The sequence below is a fragment of the Aureivirga sp. CE67 genome (assembly GCF_015767245.1).
Taxonomy (GTDB): Bacteria; Bacteroidota; Bacteroidia; order Flavobacteriales; family Flavobacteriaceae; genus Aureivirga.
In genome coordinates, this window is record NZ_JADOTV010000007.1 from 147,757 (window position 1) to 168,788 (window position 21,032).

17 protein-coding genes are annotated in these 21,032 nt (G+C 30.0%); 7 read left to right on the top strand and 10 right to left on the bottom strand.

Going from position 1 to position 21,032, the window contains the following annotated elements; genetic code table 11:
- Positions 1 to 91: 91 nt before the first annotated feature.
- The 7 genes from I0K12_RS10685 to I0K12_RS10715 all read left to right on the top strand — a co-directional run bounded on the left by I0K12_RS10685 (position 92) and on the right by I0K12_RS10715 (position 11,259).
- Entirely contained in the window at positions 92 to 3,187 is a 3,096-nt protein-coding gene (locus I0K12_RS10685; protein ID WP_196887889.1) for a T9SS type A sorting domain-containing protein, read from the top strand.
- 354 nt (positions 3,188 to 3,541) lie between these two features.
- Positions 3,542 to 6,589, top strand: coding sequence for a T9SS type A sorting domain-containing protein (locus I0K12_RS10690; protein ID WP_196887890.1), 3,048 nt, complete (start codon positions 3,542 to 3,544; stop codon positions 6,587 to 6,589).
- A gap of 128 nt (positions 6,590 to 6,717) precedes the next feature.
- Positions 6,718 to 8,202: a cysteine--tRNA ligase gene (gene cysS / locus I0K12_RS10695; protein WP_196887891.1), complete on the top strand. Its 1,485-nt coding sequence runs from the start codon at positions 6,718 to 6,720 to the stop codon at positions 8,200 to 8,202.
- A 349-nt stretch (positions 8,203 to 8,551) separates the two neighbouring features.
- Positions 8,552 to 8,824 (top strand): membrane protein insertion efficiency factor YidD, encoded by a 273-nt coding sequence (gene yidD, locus I0K12_RS10700; RefSeq protein ID WP_196887892.1) that lies wholly within the window; start codon positions 8,552 to 8,554, stop codon positions 8,822 to 8,824.
- A gap of 27 nt (positions 8,825 to 8,851) precedes the next feature.
- Entirely contained in the window at positions 8,852 to 9,676 is an 825-nt protein-coding gene (gene lgt, locus I0K12_RS10705; protein ID WP_196887894.1) for a prolipoprotein diacylglyceryl transferase, read from the top strand.
- Positions 9,677 to 9,880: 204 nt separating this feature from the next.
- Positions 9,881 to 10,438, top strand: a complete 558-nt coding sequence (locus I0K12_RS10710; RefSeq protein ID WP_196887895.1) for a hypothetical protein — start codon at positions 9,881 to 9,883, stop codon at positions 10,436 to 10,438.
- Between the two features lie 5 nt (positions 10,439 to 10,443).
- Complete coding sequence (locus tag I0K12_RS10715) at positions 10,444 to 11,259, top strand: DUF1853 family protein (protein WP_196887896.1); 816 nt, start codon at positions 10,444 to 10,446, stop codon at positions 11,257 to 11,259.
- A gap of 19 nt (positions 11,260 to 11,278) precedes the next feature.
- On the opposite strand, the gene I0K12_RS10720 is transcribed toward I0K12_RS10715, so the two are convergent.
- The 10 genes from I0K12_RS10720 to I0K12_RS10765 form a co-directional block, all read right to left on the bottom strand.
- Positions 11,279 to 11,653: a hypothetical protein gene (locus I0K12_RS10720; RefSeq protein ID WP_196887897.1), complete on the bottom strand. Its 375-nt coding sequence runs from the start codon at positions 11,651 to 11,653 to the stop codon at positions 11,279 to 11,281.
- Between the two features lies 1 nt (position 11,654).
- Positions 11,655 to 12,233, bottom strand: coding sequence for a hypothetical protein (locus I0K12_RS10725; protein WP_196887898.1), 579 nt, complete (start codon positions 12,231 to 12,233; stop codon positions 11,655 to 11,657).
- 61 nt (positions 12,234 to 12,294) lie between these two features.
- Positions 12,295 to 12,972, bottom strand: coding sequence for a hypothetical protein (locus I0K12_RS10730; protein ID WP_196887899.1), 678 nt, complete (start codon positions 12,970 to 12,972; stop codon positions 12,295 to 12,297).
- A 176-nt stretch (positions 12,973 to 13,148) separates the two neighbouring features.
- A complete protein-coding gene (locus tag I0K12_RS10735; protein ID WP_196887900.1) occupies positions 13,149 to 14,072 on the bottom strand; it encodes a hypothetical protein in 924 nt (307 codons plus the stop codon).
- 230 nt (positions 14,073 to 14,302) lie between these two features.
- Entirely contained in the window at positions 14,303 to 15,145 is an 843-nt protein-coding gene (locus tag I0K12_RS10740; RefSeq protein ID WP_196887901.1) for an RES domain-containing protein, read from the bottom strand.
- Positions 15,146 to 15,553: 408 nt separating this feature from the next.
- On the bottom strand, positions 15,554 to 16,000 hold the full coding sequence (locus tag I0K12_RS10745) for a GIY-YIG nuclease family protein (protein WP_196887902.1): 447 nt from the start codon (positions 15,998 to 16,000) through the stop codon (positions 15,554 to 15,556).
- Positions 16,001 to 16,006: 6 nt separating this feature from the next.
- The gene (locus I0K12_RS10750) at positions 16,007 to 16,369 is read right to left on the bottom strand and encodes a 4-fold beta flower protein (RefSeq protein WP_196887903.1); all 363 of its coding nucleotides are present in this window, start codon (positions 16,367 to 16,369) and stop codon (positions 16,007 to 16,009) included.
- Between the two features lie 193 nt (positions 16,370 to 16,562).
- The gene (locus tag I0K12_RS10755; RefSeq protein WP_196887904.1) at positions 16,563 to 16,907 is read right to left on the bottom strand and encodes a hypothetical protein; all 345 of its coding nucleotides are present in this window, start codon (positions 16,905 to 16,907) and stop codon (positions 16,563 to 16,565) included.
- Positions 16,908 to 16,990: 83 nt separating this feature from the next.
- A complete protein-coding gene (locus I0K12_RS10760; RefSeq protein ID WP_196887906.1) occupies positions 16,991 to 17,176 on the bottom strand; it encodes a DUF2892 domain-containing protein in 186 nt (61 codons plus the stop codon).
- 648 nt (positions 17,177 to 17,824) lie between these two features.
- The gene (locus I0K12_RS10765) at positions 17,825 to 21,019 is read right to left on the bottom strand and encodes an efflux RND transporter permease subunit (protein WP_196887908.1); all 3,195 of its coding nucleotides are present in this window, start codon (positions 21,017 to 21,019) and stop codon (positions 17,825 to 17,827) included.
- Positions 21,020 to 21,032: the final 13 nt, after the last annotated feature.

Consider the following 21,032-nt stretch of genomic DNA (forward strand, 5'->3'; position numbering starts at 1 on the left):
TATGCATTAATAATAAAACTCAATTGTTAATTTTTTGTCACAAAAATATACTTATTATATTTGCTTTGCTAAATTATATAATGTCCTCACAATGAATAAAATTAATTGCTTTTTGATAATTTCATTATTATCCTTATTTAAATTAAATGCTCAGACAGGCCCAGGTGGTATTGGTCATATTAATAATAATACTTCTGGTTTAATAGGTTGGTATACTCCAGATGATATCTATATAAATTCTTCTGAAACTACGATTCCTAATAACAACGATGAAGTAATGTATTGGGGAGATCGAAGTTTTCAAAACAATAATCTTTTTAGACAAGCTAATTCTTCAGATACTTATATTGCTGGTAATGGGGTGTATAATACATCAGATTCTCAAAATACTTATCCTGTGGTTTCTATGGCTAATTATTCGAGAAGAATGAAATCTACAAATGGAATTCAAGCGCAAACTTTAATTGTAGTATGTAATCCTAAAGCAAATAATACTTTTGAGGGCGTTGTTGGTTTAGATGCAGATAAAGGAATACGAAGGCCATCAGGTGTTAATAATACTTGGCAATCAAATTGGCCAACAACAGGTTCTTGGACAGCAGGAGCAAATGATGATTCATGGGCAAACTCTGATACGAATAGTAGATCCTATGTAAATGGAAAATCAGGAGGTTTATTTAATAATTCTTGGCATATAGTGTATCAAGAAAGAAGTGGTTTATATCCTTCAAGTGGTTCTCGTGATTTATATCTTGGTGGATATTTTAAGTTGAGTGGACATGGAAATAGGGCTTATTCAGGAGACATTGCAGAAGTAATTGTTTTAAATCAAGGATTAGAAAATTTTCAAAGAATAATTATTGAAAATTATTTGTCTGCTAAATATGATATTCCACTTTTAGAAAATGATATTTATACGATGGATGATCCGCAACAAGGAAATTTTGATTTTCATGTTGCAGGTTTAGGTAGAGGTATGAATGTGCAAAATAAAGCAAGAGGTACGGGTATTTTAAATGTTAGGGAGCCTTCAGATCTTGGTTTGGGTGAATATTTTATTTTTGGAACAAATGAAAAAAGCCTTGATTTAAGTTTTAATTTCAGTTATGATACTAATTCAAAATTACTGAGTCAAATTTGGAGAGCAAATGAAATAGGAGAAATTGGTTTAACAACAATAAATATTAGACTTTTTGAAGCTGTAAAAAAAATTGTCAATAATTCTTCAGAGTTAAATTCAATGAGTGATTTTGATCCATGTAAGATACGATTGATTGTAAGTCCAAACGCTGATTTTTCTAATAAAACATCATATGCTTTAAACGTTATTAACGCTGATATAGCAACATTTCAAGCTAAAGATGTGCAAATTAATGATGAAGATTATTTTACGATAGAATATGTAGATCAAATTGTTTGGGATGGAGATGCCTTTTTTCATGGTGCAAGTGTAGACGAATCACCTGCTATGTCTGATGCTTGTATGGATATGTTGGTAGATTCTCAGAATGTTGATGGAATGATAGCAACTTTATCTTTTAATGGAACAGTTAAAGATTTAAATGTCAAAGCTGGAAATACTTTAGTGTTAAAAGATGGTGTGGTACTATATATTGAAAATGAATTAAAATTAGATGGAGATATTCGACTAATTGGTGATGCTCAAATCATTCAATCACATACAGGAACATCTAAAGTATCAGGTACAGGGAAATTATATCGTCAAAGAAAATCAGAACATCCTACCAAATTTACTGTGCAGTATTTATGTTCTCCAGTATCTGTAGTTGGTTCAGATTCTCATGATGTATTTGATATTCTTCATACAGGTGGAGTTTATGATGAAACTCTTTACAATGGATACCAAGGTATAACAGCTACTTCATCGCATCCAGATTATAATTATGTACAAAATCCTCATGATGCAAATACATATCCTTTACAATTGAGTGATTATTGGATGTGGAAATTTATTGATGGTGCTACTTATGAAGATTGGAAATTCGTTAGAGATCCAGGGGTGAAAGTGAAAACAGGAGAAGGTTTTTCTATCAAAGGGACAGGGAGAGACGAAACATATGTTTTTATAGGTAGTCCAAATGATGGAACTTACGTAACATCTATATCTTCAAATAATGAAAGTCTATTAGGAAATCCTTATCCTTCAGCATTTGATGCTCATAAATTTATAAACGATAATTTAAGTGCAATTAATGGAACACTTTATTTTTGGGATCATGTGAGTGCCATAAATCATGATAAAGAATATTATGATGGTGGTTTTGCTTCCTTAAACTTGATAACAGGAGTAAAAGCAAATCATATTAATACTGGAGTGGAATTAGTTGGTGGTAAGACCCCTAAACAATACTTACCAATAGGACAAGGATTTTTTGTAAAAGGATCTTCTACAGGAGGAACAATAACTTTTGATAACTCACAACGAGTTTATAAATTAGAAGGAGATAATTCGGATGAAACTATTTTATTAAGAAATTCAAATGAATTAGGAATATTAAAAGTTTCTATGGGGCATAAGTTAGAGTCTGGTAGTCTCGGTTTTAGACAAATTGCAGTTGGGTTTAAAAATGGCCTTACAACTTCTCATGAAAATGGTTTTGATAGTGAAATCATTGACATGCAACCAACAGATTTCTACTGGAACTTCGAGGGGAATGAAAAAGATTATGTGATTGCTGGAGTTTCAGAGTTTAATTTAGATCAAGAACTACCTTTGGTTGTTAAGGTTGAAAATGATGAGGTTATGGAGTTTGTTTTAGATGAAAAAATAAATATTGATGCAAAAGTTTTTATCAAAGATACAGAAACTCATATGTCTTATGAATTGACTGATCAGCGTTTTGAATATTTTTTAGAAGAAGGTGTTTATGAAAATAGATTTAAAATAGTGTTTAAACCTTCAGAAAATCTTGGTGTTGAAGAGGGTGTCGTTGAAAAATCTCAATTATATTTTTCTAATGATACGAATGAAATAATTATTAAATCAAATAAAAATATTGACAAAGTTGAACTTTATAATTTATTAGGTCAAAGAATTTTTACTAAAGAAATTTCTATGAAACAAAATAACTATAGAATTAAAGTTTCTGAAACTATCTCTGAAGGCGTTTATATCGTTAAATTAAGTTCAGAAAAAGGAGATGAATCCTTAAAAATTAAGATTTAAAATAAACATATTTGGTTTAAATAGTTTAGAACTATTCTTAAAACAGTATTTTGATAATATAATTTTATTTTTAAAATACTGTTTTTTAGTTTGTTAGGTTTTTAGGTTAAAATTAAGATAAGATATGTAAAAAAATGCTTTTTAACTTATAAGTATTAAATAAACAATAAGTTAAAGCTTAATTTTAACATTTTTATTATATTTGCCTCATATTATACAATTGAAATTTAAACCACTGTTTTTAAAACAGTTCTTTTTCTTGAAATTTATTGGTTTTTATGTAATTATTTTAAGAAAATTACGATTAATATATAAAGAATATCAATTAATACTAACTATAAAATGAAATCGTACATGAGGAAATTAATACTTTTATTGTTTCTTTTTGCTTATAATTTTTCAAATGCTCAACGCGGCCCTGGAGGAGTTGAGACTACAAATGGTAGTAGTGATTTAACTCTTTGGTTAGATGCGAATCGTTCTGTGTTTAATGATGTGAATGGAAATAATTCTTCATCTAACAATAACGAAGTTTCGCTTTGGAGAGATGTTTCAGGTAGAAATATTAAATCAAGAGCTGATGGATATTATAGACCAAAATACAAAACAAATAGCTTAAACGGTTATCCTACTTTATATTTTGATGGAAGTAATGATTTTATGACTTTCGCTGAAATATTGAATCCAAGATCAATGTTTATCGTTTATAAAGATCAATCAACAAAAAGTTGGGTGAGTCCTTTTACAAATTATAAAAATGTTCATGGTTTTGGTCATGGATATGAAAATAATACAAGGATTTTTCATAGTTCTTATACTCCTTCTCAAGTGAGGAATGGAGATAATTACGTTGCGGGAATTGATATTGGTAATGGAGGTAGTCATGCTAGACCAAATAATTATGAGTTGCATTCAAGAGTTTTTCAAAGTAATATGGAAAATTATACGAACTACAGTAATTATTGGGGAGGGCCAACATATAGCCATCATAAATATTTTGTTGGAGCAGACAGATATCATTATAGATCTATGAAAGGAAATATTGCTGAGATTATCACTTTTGATAGAGCGATTAATTTAGCAGAGAGAATTATTATTGAAAATTATCTTTCTGCAAAATATAGATTACCATTAAATTCTAATAATTTCTACAAAATGGATAATAGTGGTAATGGAAATTTTGATCATCATGTTGCAGGAATTGGAAGAGCTTCAAATGGTTCTACACATTTACAATCTAGAGGTACTGGAATTGTAGAAATAAAAAACCCAAGTAGTATTTCTTCAACTGGAAATCAAAATCAGTTTTTATTTTGGGGATCAGATACTAGAGATCTGAATACTTTAGGATTTGAACAAAACGGAGAACATAATCATATGTTAAATGCTAAATGGAGAGCTGATAAACAAGCAAATGTCGGTTCTGTTACTGTTTCTTTTGATCTTTCAGAAGTAAATTATGATTCTTATGATTGTACAGAATTTAAATTATTAGTTTCAAATACTTCAAATTTTACTTCAAATGTACAAGTTTATGATTTGACTTTAGAAAATGGAGTTTATACTGTAGATAATGTAAACTTTAATGATAAAGATTATTTCACCATAGAATATGCTTTTGAAATCAGTTGGGATGGAGCTAGTTATTATAATGGTTCAAATCCTGATTATTCACCTTCAATGGCAGATGGTTGTATGAAAATGACCGTGGATAATCAAGTAGCTTCTGGTACACATGCAACTCTTTCAGAAGATGCTACGGTAAAAGAATTAGAAATTAAAGCAGGAAATACTTTGGTTGTAGAAAATGGAGTTGCTCTTTATGTTGAAGATGAAATTAAATTAAATGGAGATATTCGTTTGATCGGAGATGCACAGATTATTCAAAAACACTCTGGAACATCTAAAGTTTCAGGGAATGGAAATTTATACCGTCAAAGAGAATCTGAACACCCAACTAAATTTACAATTCAATATTTATCTTCACCAGTGTCTGTTCCTGGATCTGATGCACATGATGTAATAGATGTAATTCATACAGGTGGTGATTATGATGAAACAACAAGTTCTTATGAAGGAGTAACTGCAGTTTCTGTTCATGTAGATTATGCTTATGATTCAAGTCCACACGGAGCAAGTGCGAGTCCATTGGTATTAAGTAATTATTGGTTTTGGAAATTTATAAATGGTTCTACGTATCATGATTGGCAATTTGTTAGAGATGAAGCAGTAAAAGTGAAAGCTGGAGAAGGTTTTTCAATTAAAGGAACAGGAAGAGATGAAACTTATGTTTTTATTGGAAGACCAAATGATGGAACTTATACAACTTCGATTTCTTCAAATAATGAAAGTTTATTAGGAAATCCATATCCATCAGCTTTAGATGCACATAAATTTATAAATGATAATGCAAGTGCAATAAACGGAACTTTATATTTATGGGACCATGTTTCTGCTACAGGACATACTTTAGAGCAATATACTGGAGGTTTTGCAACTTTAAACCTAATAACAGGTGTAAAAGCAACACATCTTTCTACTGGTGAGGAATTAGATGGAGCTAAAACACCAAAGCAATATTTACCAGTAGGACAAGGATTCTTTGTAAAAGGTTCTGCAACAGGAGGAACAATTACTTTTGATAATAGTCAAAGAATTTATAAAACAGAAAGTAGTGATGATACAACATTGTTACGTAATTCTAATAATGAATCTTCAGAATTAGGAATGCTGAAATTAAGTTTAGGTCATTTTACGGAAAATGCTGATTTAGCAATGCGTCAGATTGCAATTGGATTTAAAAATGGTCTTACAACTTCTCATGAAAATGGATTTGATAGTGAAATCATTGACATGCAACCAACAGATTTCTATTGGAATTTTGATGGAAATGAAAAGAATTATGTAATTGCTGGAGTTTCAGAATTTAATTTAGATCAAGAATTACCTTTAGTTGTTCGAGTTGAAAAAGACGGAGTTGCGCAATTTATCTTAGATGAAAAATCAAATATTGACGCAAAAGTTTTCATTAAAGATATGGAAACACAAATGTCTTATGAACTGACTGAAGAGCCTTTTGAATATATTTTAGACGAAGGAGTATATGAGAATAGATTTAGAATTATATTCAAGCCTACAGAAAATCTTGGAGTAGATGATGAATTGGAAGAAAAATCAACAATTTTCTATGCTTATGACTCAAAAGAAGTAGTGATTAAGTCAAATAAAGAATTAAAAGAAGTTCAGATTTATAATTTACTTGGTCAAAGAGTTGTTTCTTCTCCAATAAAAGAAAAAGCAACAGAATATAGAATTCCTGTTCCAAATACATTGAATACAGGAGTTTATATCGTAAATGTTTTATCAGAAAACGGAAATGAAAGTTTGAAGATAAAATTATAAGTTGATTATACATATTTATTCATAAAATTGTAAAAAGCTTTATTGTTAATTTAACAATGAAGCTTTTTTTATTTGTATAAAATTTTAATAAAAACTCCTATCTTTACAGCTTAAATTAGGTACGAAAAATGGAATTATATAAAGAAAATCAAATTAAGATTTATAACTCTTTGTCTAAGAGTAAAGAAGTTTTTACACCAATCGTGGAAGGGAATATTGGAATGTATGTTTGTGGACCAACAGTTTACAGTAATGTACACCTTGGAAACGTAAGAACTTTTATGTCTTTTGATTTAATATTTAGATATTTCAAACATTTAGGATACAAAGTTCGCTATGTAAGAAACATCACGGATGCAGGGCATTTAGAAAATGATGGAGATACTGGAGAAGATAAAATTTCTAAAAAAGCTCGTTTAGAACAATTAGAACCAATGGAAGTTGTTCAGAGATATACTTTAGATTTTCATGATATTTTAAGAAAATTCAATAATCTTCCACCGAGTATTGAGCCAACTGCAACAGGGCATATTGTTGAGCAAATTGAAATCATCAAAGAAATTTTAGAAAAAGGTTTAGCTTATGAGGTAAACGGTTCTGTGTACTTTGATGTGATGAAATATAATGAATCAGAAAACTATGGTATTCTTTCTGGAAGAAATATGGAAGATACGGTAGAAAATACAAGACAATTAGACGGACAATCGGATAAAAGAAATCCACAAGATTTTGCACTTTGGAAGAAAGCTTCACCAGAACATATCATGCGTTGGCCTTCTCCTTGGGGAGACGGATTCCCAGGATGGCACTTAGAATGTTCTGCGATGAGTACAAAATATCTTGGAGAAACTTTTGATATTCATGGAGGAGGAATGGATTTAAAATTCCCGCACCACGAATGTGAGATTGCACAATCGAAAGCTTGTAATGGTTCAGATCCAGTAAATTACTGGTTACATGCAAATATGTTGACTATGAACAGCCAAAAAATGTCAAAATCTACCGGAAATAACATTTTACCAGATGAAATTTTCACTGGAGAAAATGATATTTTGAGTAAAGCTTTTGCTCCAAATGTAGTTCGTTTCTTCATGTTACAAGCACATTATCGTTCTATTTTAGATTTTTCTAACGATGCTTTAGAAGCTGCTGAAAAAGGATATCAAAAACTTTTTGAAGCTTTAGATACTTTAGAAAAATTAGAAGCTGGAAATTCTTCAAACTTTGATGTGAAAGAATGGAGAACGAAATGTTATGATGCGATGAATGACGATTTCAATAGTCCAATTTTGATTTCTTATTTATTTGAAGCTGTAAAACAAATCAACTTGATGAAAGATGGAAATGCATCTTTAACACAAGAAGATTTTGATTTATTTAAAGCGACACTTCATGCGTTTGTTTTTGATGTTTTAGGATTGAAAAACGGAACTGCTGAAGGATCAAATGATGAAGATAAAATCGGTGGAGTAGTGGAATTGTTGATTAAACTTCGAAAAGAAGCTAGAGATAACAAAGACTGGGCTCTTTCTGACCAAATTCGAGATGAATTACTTGCTTTAGGAATTCAACTGAAAGACGGTAAAGAAGGAACTAGTTTCACAATAAATTAAATCCTTTTTTCTATTTTTTGGATAAATACTAATAAGTTAGATATTTTATGGGGTAATTTTAGTTTAATTAAAACACACCCCTAGCCCCTCTCAAGAGGGGAATTTGATAAATTGTATATTTAAAAAGGAATCAAGATAATATCTAATAGAGTTTGTGTTTTGAACGAAAATTGAAATGCAAAAGGGATTGTAGAGAAAAGCCCGTAAGGTATTTTTGTTAGTTTTTCTTAGTTGGCGGAGGCGACCAAAGGAAGCCCACGTACAGCTTAGAAAAACTTGCAAAAATAGCGCGGACTTGTAACGGAAAGCCCGACCCGTTAGGGTTTTGCCCAAATAAATTAAATTTCAAATGAAAACTTTTCAGAGAATTATTGCTTTTCCTTTTATTTTGCTAGTTCGGTTTTATCAAGTTGCAATTTCGCCTTATACGCCAGCTACTTGCAGATATTCGCCAACTTGCTCGCATTATACGGTGGAAGCTTTGCAAAAACACGGACTTTGGAAAGGAGGATATTTGGCAATTAAAAGGATTTTGAGCTGTGGACCTTGGGGTGGAAGTGGTTACGATCCGGTACCAGAATCGAAAGATTTTCATAAAAAAGAGATGAAAAAAGAGAAATAACTTTATATATTTACGAAAACGATTAAAATGACATTTTTAGCTATACAATGGGATCCTTCTTTGGGAATCAATTTAGGATTTTTTACACTTCGCTTCTACAGTTTGATGTTTGTAGTAGCATTTTCATTGGGATTATTCTTGATGAAAAAAATCTATAAAAACGATAAAATTCCTTTAGAAAAATTAGATTCACTTTTTATCTACACAGTGATTGCGACTTTATTAGGAGCAAGATTTGGACACTTTTTATTTTATGAACCACAAACGTTGATTGAAAAACCTTTGGAAGTGATTTTACCTTTCCGTTTTTCGCCAAACTTTGAGTTTACAGGATTTAGAGGACTTGCAAGTCACGGAGCTGCGATAGGAATTATTATTGCGATGTATTTGTATAGCAAACGTGTATTGCACAAACCAATGCTTTATATTTTGGACAGAGTGGTGATTCCTGTTGCTATTGGAGGTGTTTTTGTAAGAATTGGAAACTTTATGAATTCAGAGATTATCGGGAAACCTACAAATTCTGATTTTGGAGTTTATTTCGTACAAATTCCGGAAGGAACGGTGCCAAGACACCCAGCGCAGTTATATGAAGCTTTCGGATATATTATCGTTTTCATTGTATTATGGTTCACATACTGGAAGACGAACAAGAAAGAGAAGATTGGATATCTTTTCGGATTGTTTATGGTGTTATTATGGACTGTTCGTTTGATTGTAGAATTCTTCAAAGAAGCGCAAGTGGAAGGAAGATCAGAATGGGCTTTAAATACTGGGCAATGGCTTAGTATTCCGATGATTTTGGTTGGTTTCTATTTTATGTATAGAAAGTCCAAAACAGCTTTGAAATAATATTAATTAGAATAAAAATACAACTGTGATTCCTTTAAAGAATCACAGTTTTTATATATAGAGATGGGTCATTTTTTGTCCAAATTACCAATTATCATACTAGGTATTTACACGGTTACATTACCTTTTAAGTATAAATATTTTTCTAAGATAGATAAGTGTTTATATTCCTATTCTGTAGGGACATTTATTATTAATTCGATAATGATAATAGTAGGGGAGTTGACAGATAATAATCTAATTGTTACTCATTTTCAAAGTGGGTTTCAGTTTTTTATTTTGATTCTTTTAGCAAACCAATTTATTAAAAAGGAAAAAGAAAAAAAGTTTAATCTTCTTACTGTTTTAGTCGTAAATTTATCATTGATTTTATATTTTTCTTTTAATCCTGAAGATCTTCACACAATTAATCCTTATGAAATATCAATTACTTATGCTTATATAATTATCGTATTTTCTAGATTGATTTATAAATCTTATCTAGATACTTTTTTGATGCGTTACAGTTTTCTGTTTTTTTCTGTCGTAATTTATTTTACGGCAAGTTGGATCATTTTCTTTTCTTTTGACTATTTTATTAAAGCAAAGGAATACGATATTCTTATTAAAATTTTAGATGTAAATAATATAATGTATGTGCTTTTTGTATTGATTGTAGGGTTTAATATTTTAAGAGGGATACAGGAGAATCAAAAGAAAAATCTTCCTATAATTGGAGGGGTTTTACAAAAGATAAGTGAAAAAACTAAAACCAAATATTGATCAAAATGCTTTCTTCAAAACATATTCAGAAATTATATGAAGGTTATTTAAAAACTTCGATTATTGATTTTTCAAATTATCAGATTCCTTTTCAGCAGTTTTTATTAGAAAATAAAAAAACTACACAGTTTGATGCATCGCTTCATACAGAAGTGAATCGCCTTGGAAAATTGGTGGAGAGATTTGTACTACATCAACTTAAAAATGAGCAAGAAGGAGTAGAGGTTTTAGTAGAAAATATTCAGATAAATAAAGATAAAATTACCCTTGGAGAAATTGATTGTATTTTAGAAAAAGATCAAAAACCGTTTCATGTAGAAATTGCTTATAAGTTTTATTTATATGATCCTGAGAATTCTGAAAATGAAATTGAAAATTGGATTGGCCCAAATAGGAGAGATAGTTTGATTTTGAAATTGCAAAAAATGGAAGAAAAACAATTTCCTCTTTTGTATAAGGAAGAAACTAGAAAGCAATTAGAATATCTGAATATCGATTTTGAAAAATTGGAACAACAAGTAATTTTTAAAGGACAATTATATCTTCCAGCAAATCAAGAATTGGACTTGAAACTTCTTAAAAATAATAAGATAGAAGGTTATTATTATCGATTGGAAGAATTAGAAAATTATCAAGATGCGAAGTTTTATTTACCTAAAAAAATAGATTGGCTTCTAGAACCTCACACAAATGTAGCTTGGTTAAATTTTGAAGAATTCGAAGAAAAAATAAATGAATTTCACCAAGAAAAATCAGCACCACTTTGTTGGATAAAAACCAAAAACAGTGAAATTCATAAGATTTTTGCAGTTTGGTGGTAGAGGTCTATATAAAAAAAAATCAGTTTTCCGAATCCAAAACATCTCTTAATTCTTCTTCATCTATCCATTCTTTTGTATCGGGAAAAACTATTTCTTCTAACCATTTGAAAATATCTTTAGAAATTTCAGATGAAGGAAAAGGATCTGGTTCCATTTTCGAACTCCAAGTTAAATGAACAGTGATTACTATATCTCTGATTTCGTCATTTACAATTTCAAACCCAGCAAAGGTGTCATTATCCTGTCTTCTAGCAAATGGTATAATATCTTTTCCAGTTTCTAGCTTATATTCTTTGCGTAAATTATCGGAGTTCAGCGGATCTATAAAATTCCAAGGACGTAAACCTTCAAAATTATGTGCTTTTAGCCAACGATAAGCGATTGGTAGTTTCATGCTATTTTTTTTCATTTTTAATTATCCTTAAAAACCAAAAAGAATCTGTTTCAATTTCGTTTGAATAAATAGGGATCAAATTTTTATCACGAATCAAATATTTATTAGTTTGTCGATCAAAACGACTTCCAAGTTCCATATCTAAAAATATAGTATCCGAATTCTTTCGAAAATCTCCACGGTTAATAGTTGTCCATTCGATTTCTTTTGTTTTTAACATGTATTTCCCATCTGTAAGAGTCAATTTATTTCTATATGTATCCATAGCAACAAACTCAGGCTCTTTATCAAAAAGATCGTATGGAAACCAAAAAGAACTTACACCTATTATTGTTGAAATCAATAAAACACTTAAAATGATTTTTGATTCTTGTACAAGTTTTCCTTTTAATATTCTAGAGATGTTTTTAATCGACGTAAATAGAAATAATCCAACTCCTGTAAAGAAGAAGAATATTATCTTGAAACCATGTATTAATCCTCCAAAATCGCCTTCTGTTTTCAATTCAGATAATAGAATAAAAAAAAGTAAGACTACAATTGGAAAAATTGCTTTGAAAATTATTTTTAGGTTTAGCATATTTATTACAAAAACTCTCTATTTTTTTATTAAACTTGAAACTATGAAATTATAATCTCTCTTAACGGTTATATTTTTTTATTATTTTTTCTTCGTATGTTTTAATTTTCAATATTATCTCGTTTGTTGTAATAGTGTCAATCTCTACGCAATTTCTTAGTCCTCCTATTACATTTTGAACGCAATTTGAGTTTTCAAATCCTTTAGATATAATTTTATTTTCATTCTTGAGGTCATAGATAACTAATTCTTGATTTTCTTCATGTTCATTTTCTATGTAGAGTAAAACTTGCTCACTTTCATCAACATCTACCCAAGTTCCTTTTAGTAATTCTTGCCCTGAAGCTTTATTTATTAGTTGAATATAACTAGGATTTCCAGCCCCAAAAGATTGAGTAAACACAAAAGAATTCTCAAAATCTGCACCAATAAAACCTAAGCTTTTAAATAGCATTGGAAAGCTAGTTTCGTTAAGTACTTTTATTTCTTTATTACCTTTTCTCAAAGTTAAACTTTGAAGTTTTTCATTCGTTTTTTGGTCTTTATATACTTTATACTTCAAATTGTATCCACCGTTCAAAATTGTATCGTAGTCGTAAGGTTCAAAATCAAAAATGGTTTGTGCAATATCTGTAGTATCGAATTGATTCGTAGAATTATCTGCCCCACTTTTCTTTTTTTTATTTTGACAGGAAAAGAAAACAATGAAGGTTAATATTGTGAAAATCGTCTTTTTCATTTTTTCAATTATCGTTAATATAAGTTCAATAGGAATTCCTACTGTTTCTATTATATCTGTAACTATAAAATTTCTGTAAATTTTGAATTTTCATAGCAGCAGATGAGCAAATTTAAAGGAACTTGTACAAATAATCAAAAAAGCAATTTAATATGCTCAGATAAATTATATGTTTTTTACTCTTTTCTGTCTTCATAATTTACCTTCTTCCAACTTTCTTCAACCAACTCAAATGTCAATCCGTTGAAAACAAATTTACATTGGCAATTTATCAAAGTCTCATTATCAGCAAATTTGTCATAATCAAATTCTTTTTTATCATTTTCTCCACCACAATAACAATAAGATGTTAAATCATCAACGTGGTAGTCAACATTAATGGTTTTTGTATCGTGATCATAGAAGACACCGTCATTCCAATCTCTACTGTCAACGGAATATGAAAACTCTTCTTTGAATTGATTGTCTTTGAAGGAGACCAAGCAAACAAAGGTTTGAAAACAATAGGAACATCCTCTTACATATCCTGTCATTACATATTTTATTACCTCGTCTGTTGGAAGTGTGTATATGTTGTTATATCCATCCGAAGCAAAAAAATCTTGAAATTGTGTTAATTGTGCTGAATCCTGTGGAGCGAAATCTGTGTAATGCATTATGGATATTCGAGAGCGATATGTTCCTCCTGTTTTTGCGTCCATAGAGAAGTTAAAAAGTTTATTGTCGTCTGAAATTACAATGGATAGTTCGTCTGAAGTGATCAATTCTTGAATGTTAACTTTCTGAAAGTCTTGGTGTCTTACAATTTGATTTATTCGTTTTGTAATCTTTTCTTGAAAATAGAAAATCATATGATAATTCTGAATAGAATCCTTGTTTTTGGAAAGTGTAGCGTCATAGTCTGCGTCTATAAGCAGTTTTTTAATTTCCCTTTTTGAAAGTCCAAACTCTGAAATTGGGTAATATTCTTCTCCATATGCTCTCAGTTTAGAATACTGGGTTAAATACTCGTTTGTATCTTCAATTAGTTTATTAAAGTCAGCTTTCGTTTGGCTAAATGCTAAAAATGGAAGAAAAAAAAGTGTAATAAGAGTTTTCATTTTATGGCATTTTGATTTTTAAATTGTGTATGATGAGAGTCTGTGTACAAATTATACAATTTTTCTTAAAACTAATCTTTTAGTAATAAATTAATCAAATTTAGGAGTTTTTTAGTTTTGAATAATTTAAAATAAAAAAGCATATCAAAATAATATTTTAATATGCTTAGATAAATAAATATTGTATAAACTTTAAGAATGTTTTACTTGATTTTGAACTCAGTTCTTTGTTAGGTGTTTTCATCATTCCAACTTATATTGCCATTTCTAGTATCATAACTATCTGCCCATCTAATCATTTTTGAACTATATAATCCATAATTTAAATTTTCAGTAATAATATTGGTTGAAATTTGATTTATTTTAAAATTATTAATTATTTTTTCAGGTTTTAAAGCTAAATTCCATCCACCTAAATGCCCAACACTTGGATAAAAAATCCCATCATTATTTTTCAAACATATATCTGAATATACAGAAGTTACATTATAATCTTTTTTATCAACTATTTTTTTTCTAAACCAATTAGCTATAAATGCATCATGAAAAAGTATTTTTTTAAAATGTTCTTTAGAAACAGAATTTTTAATTTCGTTTACATATTTAGCATTTTCAGTTCCTAAAATATTTGGAGCTTCTCCATGTCTTCTACAAAAATCAATAAAACCAACTGCATGTACCCAAATTTCAGAATCTTGTTTTAATTCAACTTCGATTACTTGAAATTTATCACCTTTTTTAGCTCTCATCTCAGAATACATAGTTTCATAATTATTTGCAGCGTAAAAAATAGACTCACCTTTTTTATTACATCTACCGTAATTTTTTACAAAATTTCTAGGAACAGCTAATAGTTCAGAAATATTATCATATTTTTCAACATCTTTTTCTAAATATCGAGCTCTATAAAATTTAAATCCTCCTAATAATTGCGCTCTAATAGCTATTAATCCTTTTTGATTAAAATTTAATATATTTCTAATTTGTTCATCTTTTAAAGTTTTATTATATCCACTTTCTAAGGCATTATACCATTTATATCTTTTCTCTATACTTGTAGAATCTTTTTCCATTTTATTTTTTATTACGATTATACCTTATGTTTTACTATGAATAGTAAGGTATTGAAGTAAGTTACTGAATTTATCTAGTTAAATGTTTAATGTATTGATTTTTAGTGTATTTTCATAGCTAAAAGTAATAATAATCATTTTGGTGGGATATCGAGTACCCACTTTTGTTTCTTGAACTGCTGAGCTTTATTATTTATAGCTTTTGTTAGTTACTGTATTTTTCTAATAGTTCAATTTTTTTATGCGAGAACAGATTGCTCCATTATTTCTCCCAAAAAGCTTATTAAACTCTTTAATTGATTTACTTTTACAAAAGAATATTTCTAATTTCTTGTCAACTTAAGTTATCTAATATTCAAATGATTGGTTATGGATTCTTTTAATTCCATCGAAGCTATATGATTTCTCTTAACCTCTTTTTCCTTTTAAATTGTATCTCGGCTGAAGTTTTTCAAATAATCGTTCCTCAAGTTCTTTACGTCCTAAATCGACAATGATATATGACATAGTTAAGTGGTTTTCAATTCGCTCATTTAACATTTGCTCTATGTTACCTGAAAAACTCTTTTTAGACGAAGCTTTCTCATAATCAGGTTCGGTAGTATAATGAGTGTTGCCTAAATTCCGTCTTACTGAGTGATTTTTAGTATTCAATATGTCAGACATTCGTCCACGTATGCTACCTGTTTCTCCAACATAGCAAATTTCCCCATCTTCTCGGAATAAGTATACAGCTGATTCATTCGGAAATGACTTTGCCCAATTACGAGTTAAATCAATTGAGTGTCGTTCGGACTCAATCAAAAGACTTTGTTCAAGTTTAAGTAAATATTCCTCTATTTCAGTTTTGTTCATTCCGATTTAAACTTTATTCTGAGATAAAAAATTTACTAGTCCCAATTCCGAATCTTTTGTTGAAAAAGCAGGTTTTGCATATGAAGCGTATTTGGCATATTTCGCGTACTTGGCGTATTTGGCATACTTTGCATATTCAGCGTAAACAGCATAAGGACAAGTTTCTTTAGTGTAACCTACTCTAGAACCTTTCAAATCATAAATTATTCCGTTAATAAACCACCCAATATGTTTACCTCTCCATCCAAATATTTTATCATTTACTAAATAACAAACAGCGTGTCCACTCCATAAATAAATTGCATTATCATTTTCTTCTGAAATATATGCTTCAGGTTTTCCTTTTATTGTGTATAATGTGATTTCCATTGTGTTCTGTTTATAATAGCTAACATACCTATAACAGGAACTCTTGTTATTTTTTTATATCTGTAACTATAAATTATTTATTGAAAAAAAAGATTTCATAGCAGCAGACAAGCAAATATATTATAATCTAAATTTTTTAACAAATAAAAGTCGGAATATTTAAATAAACATTTAGAGGTGTTTAAGTTTTATTTTAATAAAATAAATATTGAAAAAGTAGACTTATTAATTTTATCAAATAATCCATTTTACATGAAGAAATATGCTCTTTTCTTGTTTTTATTACTCCGACAGTTGCATTTACTACTAATCCACTATGAGGAACTACTCCGACACTTTGAGGAATCACTCCGACAGTTGCATTTAAGACAAATCCACTCGAAGGAACAGAAAAGAAAGAAGAAGGAACAGCTGAGATATTTGAAGGAACGGAAAAGCAAATAGAAGGAATAGCTCCGACACTTGAAGGAACAAAGGAGTAAATAGAAGAAACAGCCCAGACACTCGAAGAAACGGAAGAGCAAATAGAAGGAATCACTCCGATATTTATAAATTAAAAAAGAACTTAAAATACAACCCAAAAGAATGAGAAATATAGAAAGTTCTTTAATAATCTAAAAACTATTTAGCCACTTTCAGCTTTGTCAAAATGATTTCTAATAAGCACCATTTAGTAAAAGCGTTTTGCAAGAGATTCAATCCAACAAAAACAGCTAGAAAAATCCATGCAGAATTTACATAATGAGATAAAAGAATGCTTATCAGAATCATGCTTCCTGCAAAGCCTCGTACAATTCTATTTTGCATAATATGAAAATTTTAATTTGATTTTTTTGAAAACCTTCCCTCGTAAAAAGGGAAGGTATCGAGCAAGTGTAATCTGATTTTCCTATAAAAATCTCTACTAAAAACTAATTGGTTGTTTCTTTTCGTCTAAAATTAATTACTGAACTATTATTTTTTTTCAACAAAAAGAAACGGGTTTTGAAATTCAAATAATACACTACACATTGAAAAATATTATATTCCTTTATCAAATATTATCACGTTTGATTTTGTATAAAAACATATAGATTGTCAAGTTCCCCTCTTGAGAGGGGCTAGGGGTGTGTTTTTGATGAAACAAAATTCCCTCATAAGATTCTAAACGTGATAATACCTATTTATAGATAGTTATGTTTAATTATTTCCTCAAAAATCGAAGATTTTCAAAAGTCTTTCATAATGAGTGTAGTATTTTAATTACGTAAAGAAATTCCGAATCCTTGTAGGAATTTTAGTAATTGAAATACGGTTTTTTGACCTTGTTGTCAAAAAAACACCTTTTATGAAAGTGTCCTTTTTTGGTTCGTTTTTTGGACAAGCAAAAAATGAACAAGAACGTGAATAGAAAACAAAAATTTTCTGTGTTATCGAAATTTGACTTAAACTAGACAATCTCACATACCTCTATCATTAACTCACTTTATGTTTACTCTTTTCCATCATATAATAAACCATAGGCACAATTAATAATGTCAAGAAAGTCGAAGCGATTGTTCCTGCCATTAATGAAATTGCTAAACCTTGGAAAATCGGATCAAAAAGAATTACAAATGCTCCAATTACTACTGTTCCAGCAGTCAATAAAATTGGCGTTGTTCGTACTGCTCCAGCTTCTATTACGGCTTGTTTTAAATTTGCTCCTTCGTTCAATCTCAAATTGATAAAGTCAATCAACAAGACGGAGTTTCGCACCATAATTCCGGCCAAAGCAATCATTCCAATCATCGAAGTTGCTGTAAAATATGCATCAAACACCCAATGTCCTAATACAATTCCAATCATAGAAAGTGGAATTGCTACCATCATCACAAGTGGCGAACGGAATTTTTGAAACCATCCTACAATTAATACATAAATGACTATAATTACTACCAAAAAGGCTGTTCCTAAATCTCGGAAAACTTCCAAAGTAATTTGCCATTCACCATCCCACTTGACAGTATAATCCTCCAAAACATCAGGTTGTTTGATGTATAATTCATCAATAGAAAAACCATGTGGAATTTTTAAATCCTGAATCGCATCACTGATTCCTAAAATCGCATATGCAGGACTTTCTAAATCTCCAGCCATATCCGCAGTTACATACACAACGGGACGCTGATTTTTTCTGTAGATATAAGGTTCTTCTGTTGCTTTTCTAATTCTAGTTACATCTGCTAAGGAAACCATATTTCCGTTTTGAGATTTCACATGTAACTGTTGAATTTTTTGTAAATAATGTTTGTCTTTTTCTTCAAAACTCAAGTTGATTGGCACATTTTCAAAAGAATGATCATCTACCAAGAAAACATTTGTTCTTGGTGTCATCGCAACATTGATCGCTTGTGCAATTTGATGTTGCGTAACACCTGAAAGCATCGCTTTTTCTTTATCAACTTCTAATATTACTTTCTCCTGTGGATGATTTACATACCAATCAATATCAACTACATTTTCTTGTTGGTGTAATAAATCTTTTACTTGATTCGCTAAATCAATTTGCGAATCATATTCTGGTCCATAAATCTCTGCAACAATTGTAGAAAGCACTGGAGGCCCAGGAGGAATTTCTACAATCTTTACATTTGCTCCATATCTATTTGCAATGTCCTGAATACTTTTTCGCATTCCTTTTGCAATATCATGACTCTGTGCTTTTCTTTCTCCTTTGTCAATCAGATTCACTTGAATATCCGCTTCATAACTATTTCTTCGCATATCATAATGACGAACCAAACCATTGAAATTAATAGGAGAAGCAGTTCCGATATAGCTTTGGTAATTTAAAACCATTGGCTGTGTTGCAATATAACTTCCAATTTCTTTCGCCACCAAAGAAGTTCTTTCTAAAGTAGAACCTTCTGGCATATCAATCACCACTTGGAATTCATTTTTATTATCAAAAGGAAGCATTTTTACAGCAACACTTTTAAAATAAAACATACTCAAACTAGCAAACAAAATCAAAGAAGTAATACCCAGCGTCATCCATCTTTTTGAAGAAGATTCTAATAACGGATTTACAAATTTGAAATACAATTTATACAATCCAGTATTTTCTAATTGAAAAGTATCTTCTTTATGTGCATCTTTTTCGTCTTTTTCTGGTAAAATATGATAAGCTAAATAAGGCGTAATCGTAATGGCAACAAATAAAGATAAAATCATTGCAATAGAAGCTCCAATTGGCATCGGACTCATATAAGGTCCCATTAATCCTGATACAAATGCCATTGGTAATACAGATGCTATTACAGTAAATGTAGCGAGAATTGTCGGATTTCCAACTTCATTGATAGAATACAGTGCAGCATCAAACAAATTCATCTTTTTCATTTTAAAATGACGATGCATATTTTCTGCAATAATAATCGAATCATCCACAACAATTCCAGTAACGAAAACCAGTGCGAAAAGTGTAATACGGTTTAATGTATAATCCAAGAAATAATAACTAAACAAAGTCAAAGCAAATGTAATTGGTACAGAAAGAAAAACTACCAATCCACCACGCCAACCCATTGCAAACATTACAATGATGGTTACCGCAACGATAGCTCCAATTAAATGCATCAACAATTCAGAAACTTTCTTAGAAGCAGTTTCTCCATAGTTTCTTGTAATTTCTAAATGCACCTCTTTAGGTAATAGAGTAGGAGCAATTTTTTCGATTTTACTTTGAGCAAAATCAGCTAAAAACATCGCATCAGCTCCTTTTTTCTTAGAAACACTAATGGTTACAGCAGGAAATTCTCCAGCAATATCTTTTTGCGAAGCTCCACCATAAGCAAAACTCACATAATTCTTTGCAGATTCTGGACCATCAATCACTTTTGCGACTTCATGAAGATAAATTGGTTTTCGGTTTTTAAATCCAATAATCAAATTCGAAATATCTTCTTTTCCTTTTAAAAAAGAACCAGCATGTATTAAAATTTCTTTATCATTTTGCAGAGATTTTCCAGAACTATTTGAAGCATTTGCAGCTTGTAATAATTGTTGAATTTCTAAAATATCAATACCACTTTTTTCCAGCTTTCCTGGATCAATTTCAATTTTAATTTCTCTAGATCTTCCTCCAATTACTTTTGTTGTCGAAATATCATTGATTTGCTCAATTTCATTCGAAAGTTCTTGTGCAATTTGCTTCAGCTGAAAATCATCATAGGATTCACTCCAAAGTGTCAATCCTAAAATTGGAACATCATCAATTGATCGAGTTTTAATCAAAGGATTTGAAACTCCCGTCGGCATTTGATCCAAATTTTTATAAACTTCATTGTATAATTTTACAATCGAACGCTCAATATCTTCTCCAACATAAAATTGAACTACCAACATTGCTTGCTCAGAAAGGGAAGTAGAATAGACATATTCCACACCTTTTATATTGGAAATAATTTTCTCCAAAGGTTTTACAACTTTCGTTTCCACTTGTTTTGGAGAAGCTCCCGGATATTGTAAAAATATATCTGCAATTGGTACTTCAATTTGCGGTTCTTCTTCTCTTGGAATCAAAAAAGAACTATAAATACCAACGCTCAAAAATGCAATCATCAATAAAAGTGTCAACTTCGAATTGATGAATGGTTTTGCTATTTTGGCTGCGATTCCTGATTTCATAAATACTATGTTT

Coding starts and splice junctions, on each gene's coding strand:
- I0K12_RS10685 (WP_196887889.1), top strand. CDS start 92: ATGAATAAAATTAATTGCTTTTTGATAATTTCATTATTATCCTTATTT.
- I0K12_RS10690 (WP_196887890.1), top strand. CDS start 3,542: ATGAGGAAATTAATACTTTTATTGTTTCTTTTTGCTTATAATTTTTCA.
- cysS (WP_196887891.1), top strand. CDS start 6,718: ATGGAATTATATAAAGAAAATCAAATTAAGATTTATAACTCTTTGTCT.
- yidD (WP_196887892.1), top strand. CDS start 8,552: ATGAAAACTTTTCAGAGAATTATTGCTTTTCCTTTTATTTTGCTAGTT.
- lgt (WP_196887894.1), top strand. CDS start 8,852: ATGACATTTTTAGCTATACAATGGGATCCTTCTTTGGGAATCAATTTA.
- I0K12_RS10710 (WP_196887895.1), top strand. CDS start 9,881: ATGATAATAGTAGGGGAGTTGACAGATAATAATCTAATTGTTACTCAT.
- I0K12_RS10715 (WP_196887896.1), top strand. CDS start 10,444: ATGCTTTCTTCAAAACATATTCAGAAATTATATGAAGGTTATTTAAAA.
- I0K12_RS10720 (WP_196887897.1), bottom strand. CDS start 11,653: ATGAAACTACCAATCGCTTATCGTTGGCTAAAAGCACATAATTTTGAA.
- I0K12_RS10725 (WP_196887898.1), bottom strand. CDS start 12,233: ATGCTAAACCTAAAAATAATTTTCAAAGCAATTTTTCCAATTGTAGTC.
- I0K12_RS10730 (WP_196887899.1), bottom strand. CDS start 12,972: ATGAAAAAGACGATTTTCACAATATTAACCTTCATTGTTTTCTTTTCC.
- I0K12_RS10735 (WP_196887900.1), bottom strand. CDS start 14,072: ATGAAAACTCTTATTACACTTTTTTTTCTTCCATTTTTAGCATTTAGC.
- I0K12_RS10740 (WP_196887901.1), bottom strand. CDS start 15,145: ATGGAAAAAGATTCTACAAGTATAGAGAAAAGATATAAATGGTATAAT.
- I0K12_RS10745 (WP_196887902.1), bottom strand. CDS start 16,000: ATGAACAAAACTGAAATAGAGGAATATTTACTTAAACTTGAACAAAGT.
- I0K12_RS10750 (WP_196887903.1), bottom strand. CDS start 16,369: ATGGAAATCACATTATACACAATAAAAGGAAAACCTGAAGCATATATT.
- I0K12_RS10760 (WP_196887906.1), bottom strand. CDS start 17,176: ATGCAAAATAGAATTGTACGAGGCTTTGCAGGAAGCATGATTCTGATA.
- I0K12_RS10765 (WP_196887908.1), bottom strand. CDS start 21,019: ATGAAATCAGGAATCGCAGCCAAAATAGCAAAACCATTCATCAATTCG.